Source organism: Paenibacillus sp. AK121 (assembly GCF_019042715.1).
Taxonomy (GTDB): Bacteria; Bacillota; Bacilli; order Paenibacillales; family Paenibacillaceae; genus Paenibacillus; species Paenibacillus polymyxa_C.
In genome coordinates this window covers 134,158-159,654 of record NZ_JAHPJM010000005.1, presented here as the reverse complement: position 1 = coordinate 159,654, position 25,497 = coordinate 134,158, and the positions used below count along the sequence as shown (strand labels likewise).

The 25,497-nt window shown below is 45.5% G+C and carries 24 protein-coding genes; all 24 read right to left on the bottom strand.

From position 1 onward, the window contains the following. Positions 1 to 133 precede the first annotated feature (133 nt). Entirely contained in the window at positions 134 to 403 is a 270-nt protein-coding gene (gene rpsO / locus KSP24_RS11375) for a 30S ribosomal protein S15 (RefSeq protein WP_007430074.1), read from the bottom strand. Between the two features lie 132 nt (positions 404 to 535). After that, entirely contained in the window at positions 536 to 1,474 is a 939-nt protein-coding gene (locus KSP24_RS11370; protein WP_216975155.1) for a bifunctional riboflavin kinase/FAD synthetase, read from the bottom strand. 167 nt (positions 1,475 to 1,641) lie between these two features. Beyond that, the gene (gene truB / locus KSP24_RS11365) at positions 1,642 to 2,580 is read right to left on the bottom strand and encodes a tRNA pseudouridine(55) synthase TruB (protein ID WP_216975154.1); all 939 of its coding nucleotides are present in this window, start codon (positions 2,578 to 2,580) and stop codon (positions 1,642 to 1,644) included. After that, positions 2,577 to 3,554, bottom strand: coding sequence for a DHH family phosphoesterase (locus KSP24_RS11360; protein WP_016820982.1), 978 nt, complete (start codon positions 3,552 to 3,554; stop codon positions 2,577 to 2,579). Before KSP24_RS11360 ends, truB begins: the two co-directional genes overlap by 4 nt. Positions 3,555 to 3,602: 48 nt before the next feature. Next, entirely contained in the window at positions 3,603 to 3,953 is a 351-nt protein-coding gene (gene rbfA, locus KSP24_RS11355; RefSeq protein ID WP_013370723.1) for a 30S ribosome-binding factor RbfA, read from the bottom strand. A 20-nt stretch (positions 3,954 to 3,973) separates the two neighbouring features. Next, positions 3,974 to 6,502, bottom strand: coding sequence for a translation initiation factor IF-2 (gene infB / locus KSP24_RS11350; RefSeq protein ID WP_016820981.1), 2,529 nt, complete (start codon positions 6,500 to 6,502; stop codon positions 3,974 to 3,976). Further along, positions 6,495 to 6,818 (bottom strand): L7Ae/L30e/S12e/Gadd45 family ribosomal protein, encoded by a 324-nt coding sequence (locus tag KSP24_RS11345; protein WP_007430068.1) that lies wholly within the window; start codon positions 6,816 to 6,818, stop codon positions 6,495 to 6,497. Before KSP24_RS11345 ends, infB begins: the two co-directional genes overlap by 8 nt. Continuing rightward, positions 6,811 to 7,119 (bottom strand): RNase P modulator RnpM, encoded by a 309-nt coding sequence (gene rnpM / locus KSP24_RS11340; RefSeq protein ID WP_216975153.1) that lies wholly within the window; start codon positions 7,117 to 7,119, stop codon positions 6,811 to 6,813. Before rnpM ends, KSP24_RS11345 begins: the two co-directional genes overlap by 8 nt. 23 nt (positions 7,120 to 7,142) lie before the next feature. Next, positions 7,143 to 8,240 (bottom strand): transcription termination factor NusA, encoded by a 1,098-nt coding sequence (gene nusA / locus KSP24_RS11335; RefSeq protein WP_016820980.1) that lies wholly within the window; start codon positions 8,238 to 8,240, stop codon positions 7,143 to 7,145. Between the two features lie 102 nt (positions 8,241 to 8,342). Further along, positions 8,343 to 8,804 carry a ribosome maturation factor RimP gene (gene rimP / locus KSP24_RS11330; RefSeq protein ID WP_013370719.1) on the bottom strand — a complete coding sequence of 154 codons (462 nt, stop codon included), beginning with the start codon at positions 8,802 to 8,804 and terminating at the stop codon, positions 8,343 to 8,345. A 315-nt stretch (positions 8,805 to 9,119) separates the two neighbouring features. Beyond that, positions 9,120 to 13,436, bottom strand: coding sequence for a PolC-type DNA polymerase III (locus KSP24_RS11325; RefSeq protein WP_013370717.1), 4,317 nt, complete (start codon positions 13,434 to 13,436; stop codon positions 9,120 to 9,122). A 199-nt stretch (positions 13,437 to 13,635) separates the two neighbouring features. Further along, on the bottom strand, positions 13,636 to 15,084 hold the full coding sequence (gene proS, locus KSP24_RS11320; RefSeq protein ID WP_013370716.1) for a proline--tRNA ligase: 1,449 nt from the start codon (positions 15,082 to 15,084) through the stop codon (positions 13,636 to 13,638). 50 nt (positions 15,085 to 15,134) lie between these two features. Further along, positions 15,135 to 16,406 carry an RIP metalloprotease RseP gene (gene rseP / locus KSP24_RS11315; protein ID WP_013370715.1) on the bottom strand — a complete coding sequence of 424 codons (1,272 nt, stop codon included), beginning with the start codon at positions 16,404 to 16,406 and terminating at the stop codon, positions 15,135 to 15,137. Between the two features lie 107 nt (positions 16,407 to 16,513). Further along, positions 16,514 to 17,653 (bottom strand): 1-deoxy-D-xylulose-5-phosphate reductoisomerase, encoded by a 1,140-nt coding sequence (locus tag KSP24_RS11310; protein WP_014599671.1) that lies wholly within the window; start codon positions 17,651 to 17,653, stop codon positions 16,514 to 16,516. A gap of 144 nt (positions 17,654 to 17,797) precedes the next feature. Continuing rightward, positions 17,798 to 18,589, bottom strand: coding sequence for a phosphatidate cytidylyltransferase (locus tag KSP24_RS11305; protein ID WP_040101556.1), 792 nt, complete (start codon positions 18,587 to 18,589; stop codon positions 17,798 to 17,800). 17 nt (positions 18,590 to 18,606) lie between these two features. Continuing rightward, a complete protein-coding gene (locus tag KSP24_RS11300; protein ID WP_013370712.1) occupies positions 18,607 to 19,374 on the bottom strand; it encodes an undecaprenyl pyrophosphate synthase in 768 nt (255 codons plus the stop codon). 85 nt (positions 19,375 to 19,459) lie between these two features. After that, a complete protein-coding gene (gene frr, locus KSP24_RS11295) occupies positions 19,460 to 20,014 on the bottom strand; it encodes a ribosome recycling factor (protein WP_014599669.1) in 555 nt (184 codons plus the stop codon). Continuing rightward, positions 20,014 to 20,742 carry a UMP kinase gene (pyrH, locus tag KSP24_RS11290; RefSeq protein ID WP_013309918.1) on the bottom strand — a complete coding sequence of 243 codons (729 nt, stop codon included), beginning with the start codon at positions 20,740 to 20,742 and terminating at the stop codon, positions 20,014 to 20,016. The genes frr and pyrH overlap by 1 nt, the downstream gene beginning before the upstream one ends. 120 nt (positions 20,743 to 20,862) lie before the next feature. After that, the gene (gene tsf / locus KSP24_RS11285; protein ID WP_013370709.1) at positions 20,863 to 21,513 is read right to left on the bottom strand and encodes a translation elongation factor Ts; all 651 of its coding nucleotides are present in this window, start codon (positions 21,511 to 21,513) and stop codon (positions 20,863 to 20,865) included. Positions 21,514 to 21,645: 132 nt separating this feature from the next. Further along, positions 21,646 to 22,344, bottom strand: coding sequence for a 30S ribosomal protein S2 (gene rpsB / locus KSP24_RS11280; protein WP_013309916.1), 699 nt, complete (start codon positions 22,342 to 22,344; stop codon positions 21,646 to 21,648). A gap of 967 nt (positions 22,345 to 23,311) precedes the next feature. Next, a complete protein-coding gene (locus KSP24_RS11275; RefSeq protein WP_216975152.1) occupies positions 23,312 to 23,662 on the bottom strand; it encodes an efflux MFS transporter permease in 351 nt (116 codons plus the stop codon). Between the two features lie 276 nt (positions 23,663 to 23,938). After that, the gene (locus KSP24_RS11270) at positions 23,939 to 24,586 is read right to left on the bottom strand and encodes an endolytic transglycosylase MltG (protein WP_216975151.1); all 648 of its coding nucleotides are present in this window, start codon (positions 24,584 to 24,586) and stop codon (positions 23,939 to 23,941) included. Then, positions 24,583 to 25,107: a DUF6115 domain-containing protein gene (locus tag KSP24_RS11265; protein ID WP_064963102.1), complete on the bottom strand. Its 525-nt coding sequence runs from the start codon at positions 25,105 to 25,107 to the stop codon at positions 24,583 to 24,585. The genes KSP24_RS11270 and KSP24_RS11265 overlap by 4 nt, the downstream gene beginning before the upstream one ends. A 41-nt stretch (positions 25,108 to 25,148) precedes the next feature. Next, positions 25,149 to 25,469 (bottom strand): hypothetical protein, encoded by a 321-nt coding sequence (locus KSP24_RS11260; RefSeq protein WP_040101558.1) that lies wholly within the window; start codon positions 25,467 to 25,469, stop codon positions 25,149 to 25,151. Positions 25,470 to 25,497: the final 28 nt, after the last annotated feature.

The window sequence follows — 25,497 nt, the reverse complement described above, 5'->3', positions numbered from 1 at the left end:
ACAGACAAAATAGGATATGTAATTCAAAAAAAGATTCCTCATTTCAAAAAAGAACCCGGCTGCTGTCCGCCGTCGCCTTAGCAGGGACAAGCGGTGAACAACCAGGCTTCTTTTCTCATTACATGTCTGAAAATTAACGACGCAGTCCGAGACGCTCGATCAACGCACTGTAACGTTTAACATCAGTCTTCTTCAGGTAAGCCAAAAGTTTACGACGCTGACCGACCATTTTCAACAACCCGCGGCGGGAGTGATGGTCTTTCTTGTGCGAACGAAAGTGACTTTGCAAGTTGACGATGTTTTCAGTAAGGATAGCGATTTGTACCTCAGGTGATCCTGTATCGGATTCATGAGTTTTGTACTCCTCGATCAATTGCTGTTTACGCTCTTGAGTCAATGCCATCCTGTTCACCTCCTTCATTATAATCGCCATTAGCCTCGTAACCGCCGGTGAAAGCGGACAACCAAGCTAAGGTTCATCGTTGTTTACACAACATAAGTCAGTATAACACAGCGCCTGTCTTATGTAAATAAATTAGCCCAACAGCTTTTTAGCCGTTTGTGCGTCATTGCCAATTTGGCTGATCAGCTCATCCACTGAAGAGAATTTGCGTTCAGGACGGATGTAATGGTGAAGCTCAACGAGCACAGGCTCCCCATAAATTTGTTGATTAAAATCAAAAAGATGTACCTCAAACGACGGATTCAGCACACCTTCATGAAACGTAGGCTTAACTCCTACATTCATTACACCATTTATCCAATGATCACCCACGAGCGCCCGTACAGCGTACACACCCTTAACTGGAATGACATATGAATCATTCAGCTTGAGATTAGCTGTCGGAAAACCAATTGTGCGTCCGCGCTTCTCTCCATCCATCACAGTACCCTGGATACGATAAGGGCGTCCCAACCAGCGCGACGCATGTGCTAAATCCCCCGTCTGTAAAGCACGGCGAATGCCGGAGCTGCTTACCTTATCCCCATCCAGTTCGAACGGTGGTACAGTGTAAACAGACATCAGCTGCCCTCCCAGCTTCCGAAGCGTATCCTCATGCCCAGCTCCCCGGTGGCCAAACCTAAAATCAAAACCTACTACCGCCGTTCGAATTTGTAATGGAAGCAGCACGTCTGTTATAAAAGCCTCCGGGCTAACCTTGGAAAACTCTTCGTTAAAACTTAAAATATAAAGTACATCCACACCCATATCGGACAGAATAGTCTGCTTATCCGCAAGCGGTGTTAAATAACCTTCATAATCGCCTTTTTTCATGACTTCCTTCGGATGAGGGTGAAATGTCATGACAGATACTGGCACATTCTGTTCATGAGCGAGCGCGACAGCCTTACGTATTACGCTTGCATGTCCCAGATGAAGGCCGTCGAACTGGCCGATCGCCGTGACTTGTGGACGTCCCCATTGCTGCAATAACTCATCACTCAAAGGATAAGATAACGATACGGTAATCATATTCATTCACCTGCATTTCACATCATTTGACTAACTTCGTCAAAAATTATAGCACAATTCAAGGTGAAAAACGTCTATCAGCATAATTTCACGGAAGCCAAGCCGTGCCTTGGGGAAGATTTCTGGCGTTTATAGTATGGTTCAGCACCGCTGTAATTTTATAAATTCTATAAACTTAAAAAAACTTTAATTGGGGCGATTGCACCTGATTCATCCCGTCCATATATGCCTAAAAACGTTTTATCCTCTTTATATAATCGGAAAGGTTGGTTGTCTGTCACTGGTGGTGTAATCATACTCAGCGACAGGCGTTGGCCTTGCAGAGCCGCAGCTGCCTTAGCTTCAGCCACTGTATGCTCAGGCATATAGTCAATCGCTTTATCGGTGGCGATAAGCCGCTCACCCAGGCTACCCTCGGCTACATAGCGCTCAATTTCTTCAAATGTTAAACAATGTTCCGCAGAAATTCCCGCAGACATGGTTCGCTCCAGCTTAACCATTGTTGAAGGATATCCCAATTCACGGCCAATATCAACACATAGTGTACGGATATAAGTACCTTTGGAGCACAAAGCACGAAAAGAAATATCCACATGCGACCCCATCTTCGCAAATCCTGTCATTTCCAGCTCATAAATGCTCACTTCACGGCTTTTACGCTCCACAGTTTTGCCTTCTCGAGCCAGCTCGTATAGACGTTTTCCATCTATTTTGAGAGCAGAGTACATGGGTGGGACTTGGGAGATCGTACCAACGAAACGTTCCAGAACCGCTTTGGCTTCCATTTCGGTAACCTCAACCGGACGTTCGCTCTCTTCTGTAATTGTCCCAGTCAGGTCTTCGGTATCAGTGGCAATGCCTAATCGCAGTGTAGCCCGGTATTCCTTGGGCCGCTCTTGCATGTACTCCACCACTCGGGTGGCGCGTCCCAGACACAAGGGCAGAACACCAGTTACCTGCGGATCTAGCGTCCCAGTATGTCCGATTCGCTTCATCCCCAGTAAACGGCGAGCCTTGGCCACGACATCGTGAGAAGTAAATCCAGCAGGTTTATAGACAGGTAGAACACCTTCCCAAGTTGCCTGTCCCTTCTTTATTGGGTTCATAGCTCAGACTTCACCCGCCCTACAACGGTCTCAATGATATCTTCTAGCTTACCCTCTAGCCGACAGCCAGCCGCACGTACATGACCACCGCCCCCGAACGATTGGGCGAGCGCAGCTACATCAACGTTCCCTGCCGATCTCAAACTTGCCTTGGTCGCTTGATCATTAATAACTTTAAAGAAAATGCCTACTTCAACCCCACGAATATTTCTTGGATAATTCACGATACCTTCCAAGTCCTCATTTACAGCACCGCATTCCGTCATATCATCAGGTGTTACAACGACCCAAGCAACTTTACCATCCTCCGACATCGTGAGCGTTTGCAATGCTTTGGTCAGCACTTTCATTTGGGGAAATGTCATTTCCTCAAGCAATTTCTCGGACAAAAATGGGCCATCAACACCATAAGCAAGTAGTTGCGATACCGTAGACATCACTTTCGGTGAAGTGTTGGAGTAGCGGAAGCCTCCCGTATCCGTTAACAACCCTGTATATACAGCTGTTGCTACTTCTACATCCCAAGTTACTGCAAACTTTTCCAATAAATCAAAAAGAATTTCCGCTGTTGCCGCAGCATCTGACTTAATCACATTAATCGCACCATAAGCGTCGTTCGTTGGATGATGATCAATATTCAGAATAATGGCATCTTCCGTAAAAAACTGCTCTGTCAAACCAACACGACGGTAATCCGCACAATCTACACAAATGATTCGGTTGTATTTCCGTTCTGGCGGTTGTTGACTCATATCCATAATCTCATCGGCATGCCATAAAAAATCCATGCGTTTAGGAATAGGTCCCTCATTCAGCATGGTAAATTTCTTCCCCAGACATGAGAGAAGCCAGCCCACCGTTACGGTGGAGCTGACTGCGTCTCCGTCCGGCTGTACATGCGATACGATCAGGTAATCATCATGCTCCAGAATAAATTCCTTCGCTTGTTGAAGCGCCTGTTCATAGGTATGCATTGCCGTCTCCTTTACATTCAGTTCATGGTTCTTCAGACTAACAAAAACCTATTTCTCATCCTTGTCGATATCACTCAACAGCTTTTCAATTCGGCTGCCATAAGCAATAGATTCGTCAATTTTGAAAATCAGCTCAGGAATATGGCGAAGCCGTATCCGTTTGCCAAGTTCAGAACGAAGATAACCGTTCGCTTTGTCCAGCGCCTTTAGAGAAGAAGTTTTTTGTTCTTCATCTCCAAGTACGCTCAAGTATACTTTCGCTTGGGACAAATCGTTTGTGACATCGACACCAGTCACCGTAATAAAACCGATACGTGGGTCTTTTAATTCGGTCTGTATGAGTAGGCTTAGTTCTTTCTTAATCTGTTCGCCAACTCGACCTGTACGTATTTTAGCCATGGGTGCTCACCTCTCTGCCGTTAGCGCTCCACTGTTTCCATGACGAACGCTTCAATAATGTCGGATTCCTTAACATCATTATAACCATCAAGGGTGATACCACATTCGTAACCTTGGGCAACTTCTTTTGCGTCGTCCTTAAAGCGTTTCAGTGAGTCGATTTTACCTTCAAAAATAACGATACCGTCACGGATCAGACGTGCTTCTGCTGAACGAGTAATTTTACCAGACGTTACCATACAACCAGCAATCGTACCGACTTTAGTAACTTTAAACACGTTACGAACTTCAGCGTGACCAATCACATTTTCTTTATATTCAGGGTCCAGCATGCCTTTCATAGCCTGCTCGATTTCTTCAATGACATTGTAAATGACTCGATGTAGACGAATGTCCACTTTTTCAGCTTCTGCTGTAGATTTCGCCTGATTATCAGGACGAACGTTAAAGCCAATAACAATGGCATTGGATGCCGCAGCCAAAATAATATCGGATTCGGTGATTGCACCTGCACCACTGTGAAGGATTTTGACGCGTACACCTTCAACTTCAATCTTGTTCAAGGAGCCTTTCAGCGCTTCGACAGAACCTTGTACGTCACCCTTAATAATGACATTCAGATCCTTCATCTCGCCATCCTTGATGTGTTGGAACAGGTCATCCAGCGTTACGCGGGTATTACTGCCCAGATCGGATTGACGTTGTGTAATCGCACGTTTATCAGCGATAGCACGAGCTTTACGCTCATCCTCAAACACCATGAACGGATCGCCTGCAAGTGGAACTTCTGTCAAACCAGTAATTTCAACTGGTGTGGAAGGACCTGCTTCCTTAAGACGACGGCCTTTATCGTTGACCATGGCACGTACACGTCCGAAGCAGTTACCTGCTACGAATGCGTCGCCGACTTTCAGTGTCCCGTTTTGAACGAGAATACGGGCTACAGAACCGCGACCTTTATCCAGCTCAGCCTCAATAATAGTACCACGTGCCCGTTTATCAGGGTTCGCTTTGTACTCATTCACTTCAGCTACGAGCAGGATCATTTCGAGCAAGTCTTCCAGACCCATTCTTTGTTTAGCGGAAACGTTGACGAAAATTGTATCGCCGCCCCACTCTTCGGGCACCAATTCATATTCTGTAAGTTCCTGCTTTACTTTGTCCGGGTTGGCATCCGGTTTGTCGATCTTGTTTACAGCAACGATTATTGGTAGACCTGCTGCTTTTGCATGGCTAATGGCTTCAACCGTTTGTGGCATAACACCGTCATCAGCTGCAACCACAATAATCGTCATATCTGTTACTTGAGCACCACGTGCACGCATAGCGGTAAAGGCTTCGTGACCCGGTGTATCTAAGAAAGTGATTTTTTTGCTGTTAATTTCAACTTGGTATGCACCAATGTGCTGTGTAATACCACCAGCTTCGCCACCTGTTACATTTGTGGAGCGAATGGCATCCAGCAAAGTTGTTTTACCATGATCGACGTGACCCATAATGGTTACAACCGGTGGACGTGTTCTCAAATCCGCTGGATCATCATTTTCTTCCACAGTTTCAAAACGATCTTCTTCCACTGGGATTTTCACTTCTACCTCGACGCCAAAGTCACCAGCAAGCAAGAGAATGGTATCCATATCCAGTTCTTGGTTGATGGTCGCCATTGTTCCGAGCATAATCAGCTTCTTGATGACTTCTGACGCATCCTTATGAAGAAGCTTGGCTGTTTCACCTACAGTCATCTCACCACGCACAATAATTTTCTTAGGCGTGTTGTCAATTTTCTCGCGACGCTCCTGTTGTTGACCTTTACCACGGTTGTTGAATTTGCCGCCACGATTGTTTCCACCGCGGTTGTTTCCTCCACGGCCACCGTTACCACCCCGTCCTCCGCCTTGACGGTTATCGTCAAAACGTCCTTGACCGAAACGGTTACCGCTGTTGTTGGAGTTACCACCTGTACGGTTGCCACCACTGCGGTTGGAATTGTTGCTTCCTGCGGAAGAAGAAGTTCTTACTGCCGCACCACCCTGGCTGCTTCCCTGAGGACGCGAACCTGTGTTATTGCTACCGGTACGCTGTTGTCCTCCCTGCTGTTGACCATTACTGCGGTTCTGAGTGCCTTGCTGGCCGCTTGGTCTACTAGAACCTTGTTGACTGCGGTTTTGACCGCCCTGCTGACTGCTTTGCGCTTTTGGAGCGCTACTTCGGTTACTGTTTTGGTTGTTGTTTGTCCTATTCATACTTACCTGCTTTTCCTGTTGATTTTTGGTTTGCTCCGTTGAATGATTACTATTCTGGCTTGAACCGGTCTGATTCGAGCTTACTTGCGCCGTGCCTGCTTCGCCTTGCTTGACCGCAGCATTGGATTTAATATTCTTAAAAAAGTTTTCCACTTTACCTACGGCATCATGTTCCATGACGCTCATATGGTTGTTTACGGGAATATCCAGCCGTTTAAGAATGGTGATAATTTCTTTGCTGCTCATGTTCAACGATTTGGCGTATTCGTATACCCGCACTTTGTCTTTGCTTTCTTGTTTACTCAATATACTCCACCTCCGACATTATCCCCGCATGTTTCATGATCAATTTCGCGAATCCTTGATCCGTCACAGCCAGCACGACCCGTTCAGGTTTGCCGATGCTGCTTCCCAAGCTTTCCCGGTCAAATCCTATCAATAAGGGGATTTTGTACGTCCCGCATTTGTCGCGGAATTTCTTTTGAGTATTCATTGAAGCATCTTTCGCAAGAATGACCAGCTTGGCTTCTGAAGACCTGATCGCTTTATAAACGATCTCATCACCTGTTAGCAGCTTGCCAGCTCTCATGGCAAGCCCCAATCCAGACAGCGCCTTATTCATCCTGCACGCTGCCTTGTGCCGCCAGGAATTCTTCCTCGACGGCAGCAAAATCACGACTTAGCTGCTCATAAATATCAGGATGGACCGAGTGCTTCAATGCTCGATCCAGTGCCTTGCTCTTTTGAGCCAGCTTGAAGCAGGCGGCTTTGCCGCACAAGTAAGCGCCGCGTCCCGACTTTTTGCCAGTCAAGTCAATCATCACTTCGTCTTCAGGGGTTTTGACGACACGGATTAACTGTTTCTTTGGCATCATTTCATGACAGGCGACACATTTGCGCAAAGGTATCTTTCTCTGTTTCATGCATTAACCCCCCTACACTCCGCTTAATCTACAGAAACGGAATCCTGATGCATTTCATCGGTGGATGTTCTCGGTCTGCCGAGCTCTTCCTCCGCCTGTGTTTCACTCTTAATATCAATTTTCCAGCCAGTAAGCTTAGCAGCAAGGCGAGCATTTTGCCCTTTGATACCAATAGCTAGAGAAAGTTGATAATCAGGTACTATAACGCGAGCCATTTTCTCTTCTTCAAATACCTGTACTTCAAGCACCTTGGACGGACTCAAAGCATTAGCCACGTATTCATCAACATTATCAGAATAGCGTACAATGTCGATTTTTTCGCCACGCAGCTCGTTTACAATGGTCTGCACCCGCGTTCCTCTTGGTCCCACACAAGAACCTACCGGATCAACCTCGGCGTTACGAGAATGAACTGCGATCTTAGAACGGAAGCCTGCTTCACGCGCTACGGAACGAATCTCTACAACACCGTCAAAAATTTCAGGTACTTCGAGTTCGAACAAACGCTTAAGCAGACCCGGATGTGATCGGGACAGCATAATTTGCGGTCCTTTGGTTGTGTTCTCCACCTTGGTAATATAAGCCTTAATCCGATCCAAATGGTTAAATTTCTCATTAGGCATCAGTTCGCTCAACGGAAGAACTGCTTCCACCTTGCCAAGATCAATATAAATATTACGTGGGTCTTGGCGCTGTACAGTTCCTGTTACAATATCCTCTTCCTTGTCCACAAACTTGTTGTAGATCAATCCCCGTTCCGCTTCGCGAATGCGCTGAGTCACAACCTGCTTCGCTGTTTGTGCAGCAATCCGTCCAAAATCACGTGGTGTGACTTCAATTTCAGCGATATCCTCCAACTGAAAATGTGGGTTGATCTCACGGGCTGCTGGCAACGAAATCTCGGTGCGAGGGTCCAATACCTCCTCAACAATCAGCTTGCGGGCATATACCTTAATGACTCCCGAGTTGCGGTTCATATCAACACGCACGTTTTGTGCGGTATTGAAATTCCGTTTGTAGCTGGAAATCAGGGCTGCTTCAATGGCCTCAAACAGCACGTCCTTACTGATCCCCTTTTCTCTTTCCAACTCGTTCATTGCTTCAATAAAATCCATACTCATGGATTACTGCTCCCCCTTTCAAATGATGGCACCTGCGTACTGGTCGGCACACGAGGCAAAAAAACATGTAGTACATGTCAAACAGCAACAATCAAATCTGAATTAAAATATGATCGCGAGCCTTGCACCAGCTACCTTGTCATAAGGTATGGTATGCTTCTTTTGTCCGCTTTGGACGGTAAGTTCCCCATCTTCAAAAGAAAGCAAACGGCCTTCGAATTCCTTCAGACCGTTAATCGGCTCGTATGTAGTAACGAATACGTTTTTGCCTACCGCTTTAGTGACATCCTCCGCTTTTTTCAGCGGTCTTTCGGCGCCTGGTGAAGACACTTCCAGAAAATATGCTGTAGAAACAGGGTCATTTTCATCCAGCTTTTGACCCAAATATTCACTGATCATACTACAGTCGTCCAGATCAATTCCTCCGTCTTTATCTACAAAAACGCGAAGAAACCAATTGCTACCCTCTTTGACATACTCGACATCGACCAGTTCAAAACCATGCTCATCGAGGTAAGGTTGGGCCATTTCTTCTACTACTGATTTGATCTTTGGTGTGCTCAAAGATTATAACCTCCAAAAGTGAACTTTCCTGTGGTGAAAAAGAGATACCCTCTTGCCGTGGGCAATGCTTCTCCATCACCGGCATTTTCATTTTCATTTGATGTAATGTTCATTTTGGGCTCACTGCAAATAAACCGGCGTACCGGTTGCCTGCCCAAAAATAACCTTTTTTTCACGTTGTACCTGTATATCAAACAGTAAAGAGTGGGTTTCCCCACTCTTTTAGCAACGGTTTTATCTCCATGATTACCAAAAAAATTATAACATAACCGTAGTTATGTGACAAGTGCCAGAGCTTGACTACTATGGTTCAGATTAAAACAGAGACAACTGATTACTCTCTGGCAGACCTCGAAAGCATCCCATCTGGGACAGCATTTCGACAATCGTTTTACTAGCCTTCGATTTCTGTTGAAAATCCTCAACGGACAAAAATTCACCTTGTTCACGGGCAGCTGCGATGTTACGTGCTGCATTATCTCCAATACCCTGAAGAGCTCCGAACGGAGGAATGAGCGAGTCCCCGTCCACTTTGAAACGAGTAGCTTCGGAACGGTACAAATCAATGGATTTAAAGCTAAACCCGCGAGCCGTCATTTCCAAAGCCATCTCCAGGATTGGAAGCATCCCTTTTTCTTTAGGTGGCGCCTGAAAACCAAGCTGCTCAATTTCGACAATCTTCCGTGCGATCGCATCATACCCCTGACAGCACAGGTCAATATCAAAATCGGCTGCACGTACTGAGAAGTAAGTTGCATAATACTCGATCGGATGATACAGCTTGAAATATGCTGTACGCACGGCTGAAATAACATAGGCTGCAGCATGCGCCTTCGGGAACATGTACTGGATTTTTAGACAGGAATCAATGTACCACTGCGGCACCTTGCATTTTTTCATTTCTTCAATCCATTCGGCACTAAGTCCTTTACCTTTACGTACGCTCTCCGTAATTTTAAAGGCCAGACCTGCATCCATCCCCGCCTTGTAAATCAAAAACAGCATGATATCATCCCGACAACCAATTACGGTCTTGATGTTACATGTATTATTTTTAATCAACTCTTGTGCATTCCCTAGCCATACACCCGTCCCGTGAGACAAACCGGATATTTGCAGTAAATCGGCAAAAGAACTCGGCTGCGACTCTACCAGCATCTGGCGTACAAATTTTGTCCCCATCTCTGGTACACCATAGGTGGCGACAGGCGTGCGAATCTGCTGCGGTGTTACACCGAGTGCCTCCGTGGAATTGAACATGCTCATCACCTTGGGATCATTCATTGGAATGGTCGTAGGGTCAACCCCGGTCAAATCCTGAAGCATTCTCATCATGGTCGGATCATCATGGCCCAGAATATCGAGCTTGAGTAAGTTCGCATCAAAAGCGTGATAATCAAAATGCGTCGTTTTCCATTCCGAGCTCGTATCATCAGCCGGATACTGCACCGGTGTAATGTCCTCGACCTCAATATAATCGGGAACAACAACGATCCCGCCCGGATGCTGTCCGGTACTACGTTTTACACCCGTACAACCAGAAGCCAACCTGTTCAGCTCGGCTCCACGCCATTTTTTATGATGTGCCTCTTCATATTTTTTGGCAAAGCCAAACGCCGTTTTCTCAGCAACTGTACCAATGGTTCCTGCACGGAAAACACTTTTTTCACCAAACAGTACTTTTGTATAGTTATGGGCAACAGGTTGATATTCACCAGAGAAGTTCAAGTCAATATCGGGAACTTTATCTCCTTTAAAACCGAGGAACGTTTCAAAAGGTATATCCTGTCCCTCACCCTTGAGCTTGCCACCGCAATTCGGACAGTTTTTATCTGGCAAGTCAAAACCGCTCGGCACACTTCCATCCAAAAACCATTCGCTGTGTCTACATTCAGAATTACCGCAAATATAATGGGCGGGCAGTGGATTTACCTCAGAAATACCGAGAAAAGTAGCAACTACAGAAGAACCAACAGAACCCCGTGAACCTACCAAGTATCCATCCTGATTAGACTTTTTAACCAGACGTTCAGAAATGAGATAGTTAGCGGAGAAACCATATTTAATAATAGGTTCCAATTCTTTTTCAAGGCGAGCTACAACAACCTCAGGTAAGGATTCACCATAAATGGATCGAGCCGTCTCATAGCATGTATTACGAATTTCCTCGTCTGCTCCGTCCAGCAATGGCGTAAAAAGCTTGTCGGGGAACAGTTCCAGTTCTTCAAAACGCTCTGCCAGCTCACTAGTGTTTTTCACAACGACTTCATACGCTTTTTCCTCACCCAAAAACTCGAACTCTGCCAGCATTTCATCCGTTGTCCGCAAATGAGCATCTGGCTTTCGGATGTCCTTTAGCGGGCTAAAACCAGTAATGCCATGAATAGTAATATCACGGTACAGCTTATCGCGAGTTTCCAAATAGTGAACATTGCCTGTAGCAATTACGGGCTTATCAAGGCGTTTTCCTATGTCGCATACTTTGCGAATGGCCGTTTTTAGTGCATCAGGCCCGCTTACAAGCTGCTTTTCCACCAGATGCATATACATCGTCAAAGGTTGAATCTCCAGCACATCATAAAACTGTGCAATCTCCTCGGCTTCTTCCTCGGACTTGTTCAACACAGCCTCGAAGAATTCTCCTTTTTCACAGCCAGAAATAATAAGCAATCCGTCTCTCATCTCAGACAATTTCGATTTAGGAATACAAGGCACACGCTTGAAATATTCGGTATGAGACATGGAAACCAGCTTGTACAGATTTTTTTTACCAACCGGATTGAGAGCATAAATGCAGCAGTGGAAAGGACGAACAGTCGATAGATCCTTACCTACATAATCATTCAGACGATCGAGCATTTTTAATCCCTTAATTTGTTCCGCATCATTCAGCAAGCCATTCAGCACTTCAGTCAGTGCGACTGTATCGTCAATAGCACGGTGATGACTTTCTAGTGCCACTTTATATTTGCTCGTCAACGTATTCAGACGATGGTTTTTCATTGTTGGAAACAGTAAACGAGCCAGTTCGAGCGTATCCAGTACCGGATTGGTCATTTCGGGCAAACCCATCTTTCGAAGGGTGGCCTGGATAAAGCCGATATCAAACCGCGCATTATGGGCAACCAATACAGCATCGCCAGCAAAAGCTACGAACTCCTTCATAACAGGTTCCACATCCGGCGCATCCTTGACCATTTCATCGTTAATGTTGGTCAGTTGCTGAATGTTGTATGGTATACGTTCATGCGGATTGACAAAGGTTGCATAACGATCAATTTCCTTGCCCTCATGCATTTTAACAGCAGCAATCTCTATGATTTTATTTTGTGTAACTGATAGACCGGTGGTTTCAATATCAAAAACGACATAAGTCGCTGTTTTCAAATTTAATGGCTGTGCCTGCATTACAACCTCAACAGCATCATTAACCACATTGGCCTCAACACCGTAGATCATCTTAATGCCATTTTTCTTTGCAGCCTTAGCGGCATCAGGGTAGCATTGCACACCGCCATGATCGGTGACCGCAATCGCCTTGTGCCCCCATTTGGCGGCTGTTTTGACATATTGATCAATCGAGGCGACAGCATCCATTGCACTCATCTTTGTGTGCAGATGAAACTCAACCCGTTTTTCCGCTGCATTATCCTTACGTCCGGGTGGAGCCTGTACTTCAACTAGATCGGAAGGAATCATAACCAGCTCGGGAATTTGCATAAAACGGTCATATTCAACTCTTCCCCGCACTTTGACCCATTTACCATTAGCCAACAGACTGAGAATTTTTAGATCTTCTTTAGTTTTAGCAAACATTTTCATTTGCAGGGAATCACTAAAGTCGGTCAAATAATACGTAAACAATGTACTGCCATTGCGCAATTCTTTACTGTCCAAACCGAAGATTGTTCCTTGTAGGGTGACTTTCTTTTCTTCGTCCTGAATCTCTTGCATCGGAATAGCCGGTTCTTTGATGTCATAACCAAATTGAAGCCGTACGTCTCCTTCTTCTTCTTCCAAAGGCGGCATCTCGGATTCCATACTTTCCATCATCTGCTGAATAACTTCGCGTTCTTCTTGCATCTTCTTTTCCTGGAATTCCTGTAATGCCTCCTGGTTACTTTCACCCACCTGGACTTTAATGCGCATAGAGATCCCAAAATATTTATCGTAAAACTTAATAATAGCTTGATCTATCTGCTTTTTGCGCGCCAGTTCCAATGACATACTATCGCTCATTGTTAGTAATAATAGACCGTCTTCCCACTCATGCACAGCCCGGTTCATCCAACCGTTAACAGATGGAATTTCACGGTGCACCCACTCTAAAAAAAGCTTCCAGTATTCACCGATAATATCACCAGGTTGAACCTGCTCACTGTACTGAAAGCGGAATGTGATTTTAGCGATATGGCTCATTTTTTCCTGTACTTGAATACAGAACGTACGATACACCTGAGCGGGGACCAGTGTCTCTTTGGCAATAGTGATATTCCAATCCTTGTTGGTACGGCTAATCTCAACCTGATCAATCCAACCGTCCAAAAAATAAGGATCAACCACTCCCGCCGGCATTACAACCTGCTTCATCAGCAGCTCCAGCCGCTTTCTCTTTTCTTCAGCTCCGCCCATGGCTCTCCCCCCAATTTCCAATCTACCATTCTGAAAACATGAAAAGCTTCTGCGTCTAAAACATCTCCGACCGCAAAAGCTTTTCGTAGCCTTCTTCAACCCTCATCACAACGATATAGATAGTCCGGAATATTATCCAGTAACAGCTATTCCTGTTGGCGAAGAGAATGAAGTAAGTATAGGGTATTGCTCTTCTTTATTAGTACGCCCGTGCGAACACTACTGTATGCTTGGCTGGTTTGCCACAGCACAAACATGTGGTCTTTTGCTCAGTTGTTTTAAACGGTATGTTACGGCTTGTAGCGCCTGTCACTTCTTTAACTTTGTCTTCACATTCTTCAGATCCGCACCAACCAGCCAAAGTAAAGCCACGTTTTTCTTCCATGAGAGTCTTCATTTCATCCAACGTATCGACGGAATAGAAGTTTTCTTCCATGAAGTTCTTCGCACGGTCAAACATCTCTTGTTGTACCTGTGCGAGCATCGCGTGTACTTCTTCAAGCAGATTGTCCTGTTGTACAATTTTTTTCTCACCGCTGATACGGGATACAAGAACACAGACACCGTTTTCCATATCACGAGGTCCGATCTCCAGACGAACCGGTACACCGCGCATTTCATATTCATTAAATTTCCAGCCTGGACTTACATCACTGCGGTCGTCCATTTTAACACGGACACCCGCTTGTTTCAACTCAGCAAACAATTCATCTGCACGAGCGATAACTGCATCACGTTTCTTAGGTGGTCCAATAGGAACCATAATAACCTGAGTAGGTGCCACTTTAGGAGGCAGTGCAAGACCACGGTCATCTCCATGGACCATAATTAATGCACCGATCAAACGTGTACTTGTTCCCCAAGATGTCGTATGCGCGAATTCCAGGTTGTTTTCACGACTCAAATATTTAATGTCAAATGCTACGGCAAAGTTAGTTCCCATATAGTGGGATGTTCCAGCTTGTACCGCACGTCCATCTCTCATCATCGCTTCCAGTGAAAATGTATCCTTCGCACCTGCGAACTTTTCAGAAGGTGTTTTCTGTCCAGTTATAACCGGAATAGCTAGAACTTCCTCGATGACCTCACGATAAACTTCCAGCATTTTCATCGTTTCTTCACGTGCTTCTTCTTCTGTTTCATGAGCTGTGTGACCTTCTTGCCACAAAAATTCACTTGTTCGCAAGAAAGGCAGCGTACGTTTTTCCCAACGCACCACATTAGCCCATTGGTTAATGAGCACAGGCAGATCACGATAGGATTGAATCCATTTGGAGTACATATGACCGATCATGGTTTCCGAAGTTGGACGGATTGCGAGACGTTCTTCCAGCTTTTCCCCACCAGCCTCAGTCACCCATGGCAGTTCAGGATTAAATCCCTCCACATGCTCTTTTTCTTTTTGGAAAAAGCTTTCTGGGATAAACATTGGAAAATAAGCATTGCGATGTCCCGTTTCTCTGAAACGTACGTCCATAGCTTCCTTAATGTGCTCCCAAATCTCAAAACCATCGGGACGGAATACAATACACCCGCGAACCGGCGAGTAATCCATCAGTTCTGCTTTTTTAATAACATCAATATACCATCGGGAAAAATCTTCGCTCTGCGGCGTGATTTCCTCGACAAACTGTTTATCGTTCGACATAGAAATGCATGTCCTCCCATACAGACCATTTTTATAATGTCCGTCTCTAATTAACCATTAATTAAGCGTAAAATATCGTTATACGTGACCGCAATCATAAGTAGGAATAGCATAGCAAAACCAACGAAATGGACCATTCCTTCCCTGCTCGGATCAACAGGACGTCCTCTTACCGCCTCAACCCCAAGGAAAACAAGTCTACTTCCATCCAAAGCCGGAATAGGCAATAGATTGAATATCCCCAGATAAAGACTCATGATCGCAGTCCAATATGTCAACTGCTCAATGCCTTGCTTAGCAATTTGTCCCGTCACTTCAAAAGTACGTACGGGGCCTCCCAGGTCATTGATAGAAAAACGTTGGATAAGCTGGCTAAATCCTTGAAAAATAATATCTGTCGTTCTGACCATGGATTGTCCGGCAAATTTGAATGTTTCCCCAACACCTGCTTGGCGTTTTGGAAGTTCAGGCACAATGCCCACCTTGCCACCCTTTTGTCCTTCCATTGCACGAGGTGTAATGGTAAGATCAAAGGTTTTATCATCACGGCGAACTGTCCACTTCATCGGCTTGTCTTGAGAATCTGCAATCAGCTTGATCATGTTTTCAACATTCGCACCAATTGCAACTCCGTTCACCGATTCAATGATATCTCCCTTATGCAAATCAGCTTCAGCAGCAGGCATACCCGCTGTAATTTCACTAATTTGAACATAAGTTGGGTTGTCCACTTGTATGCCAACCATCTGGATATGCAGACCAAACAGAATAAAGGCAAGAATAAAATTCATCAGTGGTCCAGCAAATATAGCCATCGCACGCTGTCCCACTGTTTTACTCCCATACTGTCGATCCTTCGGTGCAATTTGAATGGATTGTCCTTTGGTTACCATCATCGCTTGTGGGTGCACAGTATATTGCTGATCTTCGCCATCCACATCTAATTTTACAGTTAGCGCTTGTTCCAGATCAATATCCAACACTTCACCGCGCACAACATTCTTGCGGTTATCCAGTTGGTCCAAATAGATGGTCTTAACGACGCCATCTGTTACGCGTACAGCAATCGTTTGTCCGGTTTCAATTTCATTGACCTCCGGATCCTCTCCCGCCATGCGGGCAAAACCACCGAACGGCAGCAACCGTAGTGTAAATCGTGTCTCGTTTCTTTTATAAGAGAACAGTTTCGGACCGAAACCGATCGCAAACTCCCGTACCAGAATCCCGGCGCGTTTGGCAAAATAATAATGCCCCCATTCATGCACCGTCACTATGACGAAAAACATGAGCACCGTCATCAACACTATTTGAATCGTTTCCAATCGTTTCCGTCCCCCTTTCAATGAGATCAAGTTTGTCTTCCTAGATTATCATTATTCTCCGAACCCGCACAAGAGAATCACAATTCGTTCTTGACCCCAACATTAGCCTACAACCTCGCAGCTATACTACGAGTTTCGCGGTCACAGGTTTCAATCGCAGACAAATCAGGATCAGCCATATTGACATGCTGTTCGAGCACCTGTTCAATAATAGCTTCAATATGCAGAAAAGAAATTTCTCCACGCAAGAAACGGGCAACAGCAATCTCATTAGCAGCATTAAATGCGGTCGGTGCTGTACCACCCATTTTACCACATTCGAAGGCAAGCCTTAAACAAGGAAAACGATTAAAATCCATTTCCTTAAAGTGGAGTTTTCCCACTTCAGCCAGTGACAGAGGCTTTGCCGGAGACTTCATCCGCTCAGGATAAGTCAATGCATATTGAATGGGTACTCTCATGTCCGGGTTCCCAAGTTGAGCAACAATGCTTGTATCCTGAAACTCGACGTAGGAGTGAATAATGCTTTCCGGATGAAGCAGCACATGGATCTGCTCATAGCTAAGTCCGAACAGCCAATGTGCCTCAATGACTTCCAGCCCTTTGTTTACCATCGTTGCTGAATCAATTGTAATTTTGGCCCCCATTGACCAATTAGGATGCTTAAGTGCATCTTCCACGGTAACTTCACGCAGCTGTTCTCTTGTCAAATCTCGAAAAGAACCGCCTGATGCTGTGAGGGTAATATGTGCCACATCTTTCATACGCTCACCATTCAAGCATTGGAAAATAGCTGAATGCTCACTGTCAATCGGCAGCAACGGCACTCCTTTCGCCCGAGCTCGCGCAGTGACCAGATGACCAGCAGTAACCAGTGTTTCTTTGTTGGCCAAACCGATCTGTTTTCCAGCCTCAATCGCGGCCAGCGTGGAGTGCAATCCGACACTGCCCATTACAGCCGTCACAACCATATCCGCCTCTGTGTTCGCGGCCAGCTCAACGAGTCCTTCATTTCCCCAGTGTAGTTCGATTCCAGAAGGCAGTAAAGGACGAATTTCATCTGCTAACTGCTGAGTACCAACAGACACTTTTTTAGGTTGATAGAGATGTGCTTGCTCAGCAAGTAACTTTATATTGGAGCCGCCTGCTAAAGCCTCAACAGTGAACTGATCTGGGTGCATGGACACCACATCCAGCGTTTGAGTTCCAATAGAGCCGGTTGAACCAAGTACCGTAATTCTTTTCATGATGCACCTTCCTATCCTGAAAATCACTTTTATCAGGAGCTCATTGTTTGTTACCCAGGCAACTATGCAACTGCTACCATCCTTCTAATAGCGCAGGATGAACAACATAAAGGTTGATCCTGAGCATAAGTTGTAATACCAGACTCATGGAAGCAGCATCAGCATATGTACAAATGGAAAAACGACAATCCAGCTGTCGCAGCGGTCTAGTATACCACCGTGTCCTGGCAGCAGATTACCAGAATCTTTAATGCCGTACACTCGTTTGTATGCAGATTGTACCAAATCGCCCAGTTGTCCCACAACAGCACATGACAAACCGATGCCGAAGGCTTTACCCCAGGGCAGCAGTCCACCTGATAATCCAGCGAATACCAGAGCTATAACCAAAGCTAAAACAACTCCGCCAATGGACCCTTCGACCGTTTTGTTTGGACTAATCGCAGGCCATAGCTTCGTCTTTCCTACCATTTTGCCTACAAAATATGCCCCTGCATCACTTGCCCAAATACAAGACAACAACAAAAAAGTCCATAACAGTCCATGTTCCATATGACGTGATTCCGCAATATACGAAAATCCAAATCCTATATATACAGTACCAAGAAATAGTATAGCTACCGTTTGAATTGGGATTTTATTTTTCGTTCCTACCGTGATCATCATAAACACTATCATTACCAACCAAAGCAAACTGGCAAAGGATAGCGGTGAGTGTAAACCCAAAGATTGATATGGGAATACAAATGCTAATATGCTTACGTAGCCAAGCATTGCCGTACCTCCAAAAGGAGATACCTGCGTCATTCGTGCGAACTCATAAAATCCGATTAGGGCCATCACCAATATAAGCAAATGGTAGGCCAAGCCGCCCCACAGGACCATTGCCAAAAAGAATATGCCTGCCAGAATACCGGTAATTAATCTCTGTCTCAACGGCTTTCATCCTCCATTTACTTCAGTCCGCCATACCGTCGTGATCTTTTCTGATATTCGATCACTGCTTCGTATAAATGCTCTTTTTTAAACTCGGGCCAATAAATATCAGTAAACCACAACTCACTATATGCAAGCTGCCAAAGCATAAAATTACTGAGTCTAAGTTCCCCGCTTGTTCGAATCAATAAATCAGGATCTGGCATACCAGTAGAAAGCAACGTGTTGCCAATTAGCTCAGATGTTATATCTTCCGGCTTCAGCTTTCCATCCTCAATTTGTCGGCCCAATGCTTGCATGCACTCTGTGATTTCCAACCGACTTCCATAATTTAATGCAAAATTAAGTACAAGTCCGGTATTATTTTCAGTACGTCGAGTCGCTTCAGTCAGCGCTTCAACGGTATGGGAAGGTAAATGTTCCTTATTCCCCATCATACGCACTTGCACATTTTTTTCAATCAGCTCATCCAGCTCAATTGCCAAAAATTCTTGAGGCAGTTTCATTAGAAAATCAACTTCGTCCTTTGGACGCGTCCAATTCTCAGTTGAAAAAGCAAATAAAGTTAAATACTTAATACCCAGTTCATCCGCTGCAATTGCTGTGCGTTTCACTGCCTTCATTCCATTTTGATGCCCTACAATCCGCGGCATTCCAATCCGTTTGGCCCATCTGCCGTTCCCATCCATGATGACAGCAACATGCTGCGGAATATTGTCTTTTGAAATGGCCGGTGTTTGCTGTTTTTGTTCCCCGTTCCACCAAGACCGAACCCGTTTGATCATTCCAGTTCCTCCAGCATTCTCTGAAAATGTGCCTCAGGCTTGAAAAGAGACAAACCCCACCGTAAGGGAGGGGCTGCCAATCTTTTTAAACTTCCATAATTTCTTTTTCTTTTGCAGCTAAAACTTTATCCACTTCAGCGATAAACTTATCAGTCGTCTTCTGGATATCTTCCTGATGCTTACGAGATTCGTCCTCGGAAATATCACTTTTCTCCATTTTTTTAATATCATCGTTTGCATCACGACGAATGTTACGAATAGCGATTTTCGCTTCTTCACCGCTCTTTTTCGTCAGCTTCACCAAATCAGTTCTGCGCTCCTCCGTTAAAGCAGGAATACTCAGACGAATGGTGTTACCATCATTCGAAGGTGTCAAACCCAAATCGGATTTTTGGATAGCGCGTTCGATATCAGCCAAAGAAGATTTGTCCCAAGGCTGAATCATCAAGGTCCGACTGTCAGGTGTATTGATATTCGCCAGCTGATTGACTGGAGTCATTGCGCCGTAATATTCAACCTGCACACGGTCCAGTAATGCTGGTGTTGCCCGTCCTGCACGCAAAGATGCAAGATCACGTTGCAATGCCTGGATTGCTTTTTGCATGCGCTCTTCAGCGCTCTTTTTCACAGATTGTGGCATTAATTTACACTCCCTTTGACGATCGTACCAATTTTTTCACCCAGTACGACACGTTTAATGTTACCTTGCTCTGTAATAGCAAAGACAATCAACGGAATATTGTTATCCATGCACAGCGAGGAAGCTGTAGAATCCATGACACCGAGATTTTTGTTAAGCACATCCAAATACGTGAGCTGCTCATATTTTTCAGCTGTGCTATCTTTAAACGGATCGGCGGAGTACACACCATCTACTTTATTTTTAGCCATCAGAATTACTTCTGCTTCGATCTCAGCGGCACGCAAAGCAGCTGTAGTATCAGTCGAGAAGAACGGATTACCCGTACCTGCAGCAAAAATTACGACCCGACCTTTTTCCAGATGACGAATAGCTCTACGGCGAATGTAAGGTTCTGCAATCTGTTGCATTGCGATGGACGTTTGTACACGCGTAGGCACTTCAATCTGTTCCAAAGCATCCTGTAGAGCCAATGAGTTCATCACGGTTGCAAGCATGCCCATGTAATCTGCCGTTGCCCGGTCAATCCCATTGGCACTTCCAGCAATACCACGCCAGATATTACCGCCTCCGCACACAATAGCAACTTCTACTCCTAGTTCCACCACGTCCTTAACTTGTTCAGCAATCGACGCAATTGTATCCGCATCAATACCGTAACCGTTAGGACCTGACAGCGACTCCCCACTAACTTTCAGAACAACACGTTTAAATACAGGTTTTTCCAAATGATCACCCTCCAATTTCATATATTATTTATGTAACAGGATAGGTGTCCTGTTGCAAGAAATGGAACACTGATGTGTTCCATTTCTGTTTATTCATATGCATTTACCGATCGTTGGTAATTATTGTTTCACTTGGGACATAACTTCTTCGTAGAAGTTGTCTTCTTTTTTCTCCAGACCTTCACCCAGTTCGAAACGAACAAAGCGGCGTACGGAGATGTTTTCACCAATCGTACTGATTTTCTCGTTGATCAGTGTGGAGATTGTTTTGTCTGGATCTTTAATGAAAGATTGCTCCAGCAAGCAGAATTCTTCGTAGAATTTACCGATGCGGCCTTCAACCATTTTTTCAACGATTTTTTCTGGTTTACCTTCGTTCAAAGCTTGTGCTTTCAGGATTTCTTTTTCTTTTTCAATCTCTTCCTGTGGCACTTCTTCGCGACGAACATAACGAGGGTTCGATGCAGCGATATGCATTGCAATGTCACGAACAAAATCTTTGAACTGGTCAGTTTTCGCTACGAAGTCTGTTTCGCAGTTTACTTCTACCAGCACGCCGATACGGCCGCCAGCATGGATGTAGGATTCAACAACGCCTTCAGTAGCAATACGGCCTGCTTTGTTGGCTGCAGCTGCAAGTCCTTTTTCACGCAGAACTTCAACCGCTTTTGTCAAATCACCATTTGCTTCTTCAAGCGCTTTTTTACAATCCAGCATTCCTGCGCCTGTTTTTTCACGAAGCTCTTTTACTGCGCTAGCATTAACTGCCATATTATTTCCCTCCAAATTTAATTTTCAGTGGTATATACGAGCTTTATTCCTTAAAAAAAGGGTAGTGAGAGGTTTTCCACCTACCAACCACCCTTTTCATTTAATTCGTATAGGTATTTCCGATCGGAAATATTATGCTGTAGTTTCTTCGCCTTGGTTAGCTTCCATAACTGCATCAGCCATTTTACCTGTCAGCAATTTAACAGCGCGGATCGCGTCGTCATTACCTGGGATAACATAGTCGATTTCGTCTGGATCGCAGTTTGTATCAACGATACCTACGATTGGGATACCCAATTTGCGAGCTTCAGCAACCGCGATACGTTCTTTGCGCGGATCAATGATGAACAGAGCACTTGGAAGGCCCTTCATGTTTTTGATACCACCCAAGAATTTTTCAAGACGATCTTTTTCTTTGCGAAGAATGATAACTTCTTTTTTAGGAAGAACAGCAAATGTACCATCTTCTTCCCAAGCTTCCAATTGTTTCAAACGATCAATACGTTTTTGAATGGTTTGGAAGTTAGTCAGTGTACCACCCAACCAGCGTTGGTTGATGTAGAATTGACCAGCGCGAGCTGCTTCTTCTTTAACGGAATCTTGTGCTTGTTTCTTCGTGCCTACGAACAGGATTGTACCATTCTCAGCTGCAATGCTTTTTACGAAGTTGTAAGCTTCCTCAACCTTTTTCACTGTCTTTTGCAAGTCAATGATGTAAATACCGTTTCTTTCAGTGAAGATATAACGATCCATTTTCGGGTTCCAGCGACGTGTTTGGTGACCAAAGTGAACCCCAGCTTCCAAAAGCTGTTTCATGGAGATTACTGCCATCTTCACGCACCTCCTAAGTTTGGTTTTTTTGTGTGTCCTCCGCCGACATCATTTTTTATAAAGACTTCCTATTGGAAGCACCCTCCATAAAATTAACCGACGTGCGTTTTTAACACCGTCAATTAATATACCATAACACTTGCAGCGTTGCAACCAGCTTTTCGACAATAGTCGAAACCGTGTGAAAAACGTCCTGTACACTTCCATCTGCCTGGCTTCTTAGCAAAATGTTTGTGAAAATAAAGTGTTAGACTCTCGCACTGCATTGAACGGGCAGGATAGTTCCAATATGTGCCCTATTAGCCGCATCTGTGCTAGTCTTTTATATATAGATGACGCCATGCTGGGCGTACCAGCAAAAAGCCTTGACCGACTAACGGCCAAGGCTTTTTGCACACGAATAAAATCATACCGATTCGCGATTAGTGACCCATCATCGCCGGGTCCGGGTTGTCCCCGTCGGCGGTACCTTCTTCCTGCTGCTGCGGTTTACGCAAAAGGAGCGACAGTGCTACAGCCGCAGCCGTAAGGCACGCGGATAGGAAAAACGTATCGCCATAACCCGTAACGACAGCATTCAGCGGATTCGCGTCCGCTCCCGCATTTGCGGTGTGGGAAGTGATTTGCGACGGCAGATAACCCGTCAGACCCACGACCGCAACGAGAGAACAACTTACTGAGCTGCTGTTGTCAATGGTGTGACTCGGCTCACCAGGCGGTGAGGTGCAGAGTTAAGAACATGCGTGTTGAGCGGCATCATGGAGAAGCCCATTCCGAGACCCATGGTGCAGATGCATAAGATAATAACTCAGAGCGAAGGATCCACAGATATATTGGACAAGATGAATAGAGAAATGGATAGGACGGCAAGACCGGCGAAGGCGAGCGGACGCGCGCCGATTTTGTCGAACAGCCGGCCGCTGATCGGGTTGCCGATTCCGGCGCATAACGCATAAGGCATCAGGATTCAGCCGGTTTCAAGGGCGGTGTAGTGCATGACGCCTTGCAGGTACAGCGGTACGATCAGCATTGCGCCGAACAACGCGAGCTGTACGATCCACGTCAAGATGATGCTGCGTGTAAAATCAGACGATTTGAACGCCTTCAGCTCCAGCAGCGGCTGCTTCTGTGCCAGTTCCACGAAGATGAAAAGGATGAGCGCAATGCCGCCGATGGTCAAGCCCGTGATCGTCGAAGCCTTGGACCAGCTGGTGCCGCCTTCGCTTACACCATACGCCAGCATGGAGAAGGCGATCGGCGCGAGGCACATGCCGATGACGTCCAGATTCGGCGCCTCATGACGGCCGGATTTCGGCAAATATTTATACCCGAGAATTAAGGCGATAATCCCCCCTCCTCGCTAGAGCTACATTGATCCGGATTGAGGGCAGTTTTAACAATACATCTTGGTGTAAGCCGCCATGAGATGACCTTTGAATTCTTCAGGGGTCTTTTTTTATGTCCACTAGCTCTGAATTGCAATAGACTATGTTGTAAGCCATTATGGGGGGTCATTCCCGCTTTTGAACTAAACACTAAGAAAATTCTTTATTCGCATCGAAAAAAATAAAAAGCCGTCCTCTTCCCGATTAGGTCAGTTGGACGGCTTCTTCGTTATTTTAGTAATAATAGAACTGAAATCCTCACCTTTAACAAACTGATAGGTGCCTGTACGAATTTTGGTATTGATTTTTTTAGCCTTAGCTGCTGCCTCAAATGCACTAGCATCCGATACGACTCCAGCCCGTTCCAATCCAGATGCCACACTTCTTAAATTACTCCCCGATGCAATGCTATATTGCACTTGTGGGGTGGCAGGCTGCTTGGGAATATCGGGAGTGGTTGTAGTGCCAGCTCTTTGAGTTTGTGGCTTGTTCGGACTTTGTGGTACCGACGTGCTAGTCGAAGGCTTAGAAGCAGCCGAGGATGTGCTGTTTGCAGGTACCTTTGGTGTTGAAGGCGTTTGAGCTGGTTTAGCCTTTTGAGGTGCAACGGGAGTCTTGTTGCCTTCCTTGATCAGCTTATTGCGCCATTCCTCTTCTGTCATTTTCGGATCAGAACTGTCACTGATCTGAAGATTTAACTCGGCTGCTGCCTTCTCTAGTTGTTCTCGCGTCATGTTTTTCGGGTCTGTCGAAGATTGCTGCGACTGCCCCTGACCAATTATTGCCAGTTGCAACAACAATGCCCCCATTATAAGCCCCGTACCCATGCCTAACATAAATGAGCGGTTTTTGATCATGTCACATCCTCCCGTTCCGCGAGTTGTAATATGAGCTGTACTTCGCCTCGCTGGATGCCTGATTGCTTGGCTATATAATCCACCGACTTGCCTTGCTCATGCATCGCGAACAACTCTTGATAACGATCTCGGATGGACTCTTGTTCCTGCTCAGTTTGAGGCTCTTGCAATGCCGTTTGCTCCTCCAAAGTTACGATAGAAGCTTCTGAATCTGAGTTTGGCATAGAGATGGTCGCAAGCATTGCCTGACGCTCAAGCTCCACAATACGATTCCGAAGCTCAGCTACTTGCTCCTGTAATGCTGCCTGCTTAACCGCGTGCTCCTGCTTCATACCAGATACGAGTTCAATCAACTCGTCATTGTCGTTTTCAATATCGGCCATATATTGCTCCAATGTAGCCTCAACCTTTTGAACGACGGCCTCTTCTGTTCCCCGGCTTGGCTGGCGCTTTGGCATAAGCCAGGCGTAGACAACAGCTGCGGCTCCCAGCAGAACAATATAAATCCATGGTTGATCCACTGCCCATCGTCTCCTTTTATAACGCTTCTCCACCCATCGGATCAGAGCGAAAAATCAATATGATGTCCCTTATACGGATGCTCTGCCGGATGCTCCTTAGGCAGCTCAGTCTCATCTGAGCGGGAGCGACTCTGCTGGGAAGAATCTCTGCTCTGCTCACCTGTTTGCCTCTCACCGACGAATGTTTCTGCAGACTGGTCTATGGCACCGCTTCGCTGACGCATGTTCTCCGTCTCCAGCGCAGTCTTTTGTCCAAGTAATGCCTGGTCATTCATCGGTCGCTGCTGAGACTCACTATGGTATTTCCCTGCTTCACTAGTGCGAGGTACAGCAATTTGCAATTCAACAGCCTTCAAGCTCATTGGACCACACCCTTTCCGATTGGGCATC

Excerpts from the sequence above, each read along its gene's own strand:
- tsf (WP_013370709.1), bottom strand. The coding sequence starts at position 21,513 with ATGGCAGTTAATGCTAGCGCAGTAAAAGAGCTTCGTGAAAAAACAGGC.
- rnpM (WP_216975153.1), bottom strand. The coding sequence starts at position 7,119 with ATGAAACAGAGAAAGATACCTTTGCGCAAATGTGTCGCCTGTCATGAA.
- KSP24_RS11345 (WP_007430068.1), bottom strand. The coding sequence starts at position 6,818 with ATGAATAAGGCGCTGTCTGGATTGGGGCTTGCCATGAGAGCTGGCAAG.
- proS (WP_013370716.1), bottom strand. The coding sequence starts at position 15,084 with ATGTCGAACGATAAACAGTTTGTCGAGGAAATCACGCCGCAGAGCGAA.
- rpsB (WP_013309916.1), bottom strand. The coding sequence starts at position 22,344 with ATGGCAGTAATCTCCATGAAACAGCTTTTGGAAGCTGGGGTTCACTTT.
- rbfA (WP_013370723.1), bottom strand. The coding sequence starts at position 3,953 with ATGGCTAAAATACGTACAGGTCGAGTTGGCGAACAGATTAAGAAAGAA.
- KSP24_RS11310 (WP_014599671.1), bottom strand. The coding sequence starts at position 17,653 with ATGAAAAGAATTACGGTACTTGGTTCAACCGGCTCTATTGGAACTCAA.
- KSP24_RS11370 (WP_216975155.1), bottom strand. The coding sequence starts at position 1,474 with ATGATTACCGTATCGTTATCTTATCCTTTGAGTGATGAGTTATTGCAG.
- truB (WP_216975154.1), bottom strand. The coding sequence starts at position 2,580 with ATGAACCCAATAAAGAAGGGACAGGCAACTTGGGAAGGTGTTCTACCT.
- KSP24_RS11360 (WP_016820982.1), bottom strand. The coding sequence starts at position 3,554 with ATGCATACCTATGAACAGGCGCTTCAACAAGCGAAGGAATTTATTCTG.
- KSP24_RS11260 (WP_040101558.1), bottom strand. The coding sequence starts at position 25,469 with ATGAGCTTGAAGGCTGTTGAATTGCAAATTGCTGTACCTCGCACTAGT.
- nusA (WP_016820980.1), bottom strand. The coding sequence starts at position 8,240 with ATGAGTATGGATTTTATTGAAGCAATGAACGAGTTGGAAAGAGAAAAG.
- KSP24_RS11270 (WP_216975151.1), bottom strand. The coding sequence starts at position 24,586 with ATGATCAAAAACCGCTCATTTATGTTAGGCATGGGTACGGGGCTTATA.
- KSP24_RS11300 (WP_013370712.1), bottom strand. The coding sequence starts at position 19,374 with ATGATCAAACGGGTTCGGTCTTGGTGGAACGGGGAACAAAAACAGCAA.
- KSP24_RS11325 (WP_013370717.1), bottom strand. The coding sequence starts at position 13,436 with ATGGGCGGAGCTGAAGAAAAGAGAAAGCGGCTGGAGCTGCTGATGAAG.
- frr (WP_014599669.1), bottom strand. The coding sequence starts at position 20,014 with ATGCCACAATCTGTGAAAAAGAGCGCTGAAGAGCGCATGCAAAAAGCA.
- rpsO (WP_007430074.1), bottom strand. The coding sequence starts at position 403 with ATGGCATTGACTCAAGAGCGTAAACAGCAATTGATCGAGGAGTACAAA.